This window comes from Mycobacterium sp. (assembly GCF_049683355.1).
In the GTDB taxonomy this organism is placed as follows: Bacteria; Actinomycetota; Actinomycetes; order Mycobacteriales; family Mycobacteriaceae; genus Mycobacterium.
Genome location: NZ_JBAUJB010000406.1, coordinates 1 through 4,702, shown reverse-complemented (window position 1 = coordinate 4,702; position 4,702 = coordinate 1). Strand labels below are relative to the sequence as shown.

At 66.8% G+C, this 4,702-nt stretch carries 3 protein-coding genes; 2 read left to right on the top strand and 1 reads right to left on the bottom strand.

Going from position 1 to position 4,702, the window contains the following annotated elements:
- The first annotated feature begins 311 nt into the window (after positions 1 to 311).
- Entirely contained in the window at positions 312 to 1,469 is a 1,158-nt protein-coding gene (locus WA944_RS23220; RefSeq protein WP_526373675.1) for an acyl-CoA dehydrogenase family protein, read from the top strand.
- Positions 1,470 to 1,655: 186 nt separating this feature from the next.
- Positions 1,656 to 3,662 (top strand): LGFP repeat-containing protein, encoded by a 2,007-nt coding sequence (locus WA944_RS23215; protein ID WP_526647399.1) that lies wholly within the window; start codon positions 1,656 to 1,658, stop codon positions 3,660 to 3,662.
- Between the two features lie 6 nt (positions 3,663 to 3,668).
- On the opposite strand, the gene lexA is transcribed toward WA944_RS23215, so the two are convergent.
- Entirely contained in the window at positions 3,669 to 4,367 is a 699-nt protein-coding gene (lexA, locus tag WA944_RS23210; RefSeq protein ID WP_526373671.1) for a transcriptional repressor LexA, read from the bottom strand.
- Positions 4,368 to 4,702: the final 335 nt, after the last annotated feature.

The window sequence follows — 4,702 nt, the reverse complement described above, 5'->3', positions numbered from 1 at the left end:
GCAACCGGCGGCGCGGAACCCGCGGCGCCGGTACGCGGGGACGCGCCCAGGCGACGTCCTGACCCACGGGTCACCGGATGACCCTGGCCACGCTGCGCGCCGGCCCGTCGGCTGAACCCATCCTGATCGGTTCTCGGCCTGCGACTTTCGGCTTCTGGCTGGCTGCGCCGGCATCCAGCTGACCATGCGGCCTGCTGGCCGGCCGGTGGGCCAACAGGTGTAATCCCCGGCACGTTCGGCGTCGCCCAACCATCCGGTTGGATGGGGTACGTTGGCGGTGACAGCCCGTACCAACCACGGAGGGATTCCCCATGGGCGTCGTCGCCTACGACCGCACGCTGTTCGAACCCGAGCACGAACTCTTCCGGGAGTCCTTCCGCGGCTTCCTGGAACGCCATGTCGCGCCGTTCCACGAGGAGTGGGAAAAGGCCAAGATCGTGGACCGGGGCGTGTGGCTGGAGGCCGGCAAACAGGGCTTTCTGGGCATGGCGGTGGCCGAGGAGTACGGCGGCGGGGGAGTTTCGGACTTCCGGTACAACACCGTCATCACCGAGGAGGTGGCGGCCGGGCGCTTCAGCGGTTTGGGATTCAGCCTGCACAACGACGTCGTCGCACCGTATCTGACCAGGCTGTGCACCGAGGAGCAAAAGCAGCGCTGGCTACCGGGGTTCTGCACCGGCGAGTTGATCTCCGCGATCGCGATGACCGAGCCTGGCACCGGCAGTGATCTGCAGGGAATCAAGACCAGAGCGGTCAAGGACGGCGACCATTACATCCTCAACGGCTCGAAGACGTTCATCACCAACGGTATCCACGCCGACCTGGTGATCGTGGTGGCCCAGACCGATCCCGGCAAGGGCGCGCTGGGGTTCTCGCTGCTGATGGTCGAGCGCGGGATGGAGGGTTTCGAGCGGGGCCGCCATCTCGACAAACTCGGCCTCGATGCCCAGGACACCGCTGAGCTGTCGTTCACCGACGTCAAGGTGCCTGCGGATAATCTGCTCGGGGAAGAGGGTCAGGGCTTCGTCTACCTGATGCAGAACCTCCCGCAGGAGCGGATCTCGATCGCCATCGTGGCGGCTGCGGCGATGGAGGTGGTACTCGGGCAGACGGTCGAGTACGCGAAAGAACGAAAGGCCTTCGGAAAGCCCATCGGTAGCTTTCAGAACAGCCGTTTCGTGCTGGCCGAGCTGGCTACCGAGGCCACGGTGGTGCGCATGATGGTCGACGAGTACATCCGCCTGCACCTCGAGGATCGGCTGACAGCCGAGCAGGCTGCGATGGCAAAGTGGTATTCCACCGAGAAGCAGGTCCATTTGATCGATCGGTGTCTGCAATTGCACGGCGGCTACGGATATATGCGTGAATATCCAGTCGCACGCGCCTATCTCGATGCGCGGGTTCAGACCATTTACGGGGGAACGTCGGAGATCATGAAAGAGATCATCGGCCGCAGCCTTGGGGTATAGGCACCGGCATCGAGTGGCCCCGGCGATAGTGCACAACTGCATATTCTTTCTGTTGTACCGGCGAGGGTCCTTGGTAATCGGCGTCTGCTGACGCAAAGTGAACGGACGCGGTACTTTCGCAGGACTTTTTGAAGCACGGCTTCGAGGGTCTCGCTGAGCACCTGTCGCCGACCGCGGGGAGGACGAATGATCCGGCAGCCCATGCTGCGCATACGTGTGGTCGGTCGCGCGACGATCGGGCTGTTGGGGGTCGCCACGGCGCTCCTGCTGGCGCCCATCGCGCTGGCACAACCAGAAGCCGAGGCCAGCGACGCGATCACCGCAGCCTGGCAGGCCAACGGTGGCGACGCCGGCCCGCTGGGGCCGAAGTCGGGCGACGTGTACCCGGCCGGTGAAGGCTTCGTGCAGAACTTCGCGTCCGGCAAGATGTTCTTCACCCCGGACACCGGTGCCCACTTCATGCAGGGCGCGATCCTGGAGAAGTACGAGTCGCTGGGTGGGCCCGCGGACAGTGACCTGGGCTTTCCAGAAATCGACGAAGGGCCGGGCCGGGCGCCCGGAAGCCGCAACAGCACGTTCAGTGCCCCTGACAACCCGGTGATCTTCTGGACGCCGGAGACGGGCGCACGAGTGGTCCGTGGTGCGGTCAACGCGGCGTGGGACCGGTTGGGTGGGTCCTCGGGGGTACTCGGTGTGCCCGCCGAGGACCCAACCTACGACGGTGCGGTCGTCACGCAGCGGTTCACGGGCGGCGAGATCTCCTACGACGCGCGCGCCAAGACGTTCACCACGGTGCCGCCCGAACTGACCGACCAGCTGGCGGATCTGGACATCCCGGACGATCCGGTGTCGGCGATCAACGCCGCCCGCCGCGCGGCAGGGGGGCCGCTGGGTCCGCTGGGTGCCGCCGAAGGCGAGCCGTACCCGATCGGCGCGGACGGATTCGGCCAGGACTTCGTCAACGGCAAGATCTTCTACAGCCCCGCCACCGGCGCGAACGTGGTGACCGGTCAGGTGTTGGCCAAGTACGAGAGTGTCGGTGGCCCCGAGGGCGACCTCGGTTTCCCGGTGACCAGTGAAGTGGACGGTGGCGTGGCCCCGGCGAGCCGGATGAGCACGTTCGCCGCCGAGGACGAACCGGTGATCTTCTGGACGCCGGACCACGGCGCGGTGATCGTCCGCGGTCCGATGAAGGCTGCCTGGGAAGAGCTCGGGGGCGCGACGGGCGAACTCGGCCCACCCGTGGCAGATCAGACCCAGAACGGTCAGTTGATCACCCAGCGGTTCAGCCAGGGCTCTGTCTCCTGGAACACCGAGACCAGATCGTTCAGCACCGAACCCGCCAATCTCGCCTCGCAGTTGACCGACATCTCGGTGTCCCAACAGCAGGCGCCGCTGGCACCGCCGCAGGCGGCCGACACCGGCGACGCCACGTTCCGGTGGACATGGTGGTGGTTGCTGGCCGTTGTGCCCCTGCTGCTGCTGGCGGCGCTGGTGACGGTCGCCGTCGTTCGGAAGCGACGCCGCGACGACGACGACGACGACATCTTCGGCCCGGGCGCCGGTTCGGTTCCCGAGGACGACGGGGACTTCGAACCGGCTCGGACGAGTGGCGGTTACCAGGACGAGGTCGGCCGGGAGGACACGCTGTTCGGCGACCGATATGCCCGTGAGGGTCTCGGCTCGCTGTCGTCAGGTGTTCCTGCCGTACCGGCCCCGTCCGACGACTTCACCTCGGGGCCGTTGAGTTTCTGGGGCGCGCCGGTGGCGGCGTCCAGTGATACCGAAGACGAGGGCGGGCAGGTAGACGTCGGGCAGGAAGACCCTGACTCCGTGGACACCGCGCCGACCCGCGTTCCGGACGCCACCGAGGTCTCGCCGGAAACCGCACCGTACGACGAGCCGCCGGTGGTGGCCGATCGGGAACCGTTGGTCGGTTTCGACCGCGATCCGATGACCGACACCGGCCGCCACGCGCGGATCGACTTCGACGAACCCGCCCCGGCGGCCACCGCTCTGCGCCTGCCGCTCGACGATCCGAACGAGATCCCCGACGGCTACCCGATCAAGGCGGACACCGAGTCGGGTTTGTACTGGGCGCCCGGCAGCGCCGACTACGACGAGGCGCCCGCCGAGATCTGGTTCGCCAGTGAGGAAATGGCCCGAACCAACGGATTCGTTCGCGGCGACTAGCCCGCGTCAGATCTTCCGGATGACGGTGACGACCTTGCCCAGCACGGCAGCTTCGTTGCCGGGGATCGGGTCGAACGCCGGATTGTGCGGCATCAGCCACACCTGACCCCGCGTGCGCTTGAGCGTCTTCACGGTGGCCTCGCCGTCGATCATCGCTGCGACGATGTCACCGTTGTCGGCGTCGCTCTGTTGCCGGACGACCACCCAGTCGCCATCGCAGATCGCGGCGTCGACCATGGATTCGCCGACCACCTTCAGCAGGAACAGCGAGCCCTCGCCGACCAGTTCGCGGGGGAGCGGGAAGACGTCTTCGACGGCTTGCTCGGCCAGGATCGGACCGCCGGCCGCAATTCGTCCCAGAACGGGCACGAAGGTGGGCTCGGGCAGCGCATCGGACCCTGACACGTCGGTGGTCACGATGGGCGGAGCGTTGTCTTCGGGGCTGCGCACGTCGACCGCTCGGGGGCGATTGGCATCACGCCGCAGGAAGCCCTTGCGCTCGAGGGTACGCAGCTGGTGGGCGACCGACGAGGTCGACGTCAGCCCGACCGCGTCGCCGATCTCCCTGATGCTCGGTGGGTAACCGCGGGTGGTCACCGACGCGCGGATGACGTCGAGAATGGTGCGCTGGCGCTCGGTCAGTCCCGCTTCACGGGGCCGGAGCTCGCTCGCGCCGGCCGAGCTGTCGCTGCTGTCATCGCTCATGAGCCCGAATGTAACCCGGACCGCCCCGATAATCAAACATGTGTTCGAGGCGTGTCGTGAGCCGATGCTCCGGCATTCCGGAGCCCGACGCGACCCGGCGGAGATGTCAGTGGGTTGCGTTAGCGTTCGCAACAGTCCGATCACGTGTTCTATTCATCGAACACATGATCGACTATGGTTCGAACACAAGAGCGAAGGCCACCTGATCGAAAGGGCAGACAGATGACGATCCTCCACACTCGTGAGGCCCGCAACGACCTCGACGCCGAAGGTGCCGTCCGCGGCGGGCGCCGTGCGGTGCGGCGCACCGTCATAGAGCGGCGGCGGGTCCGGCC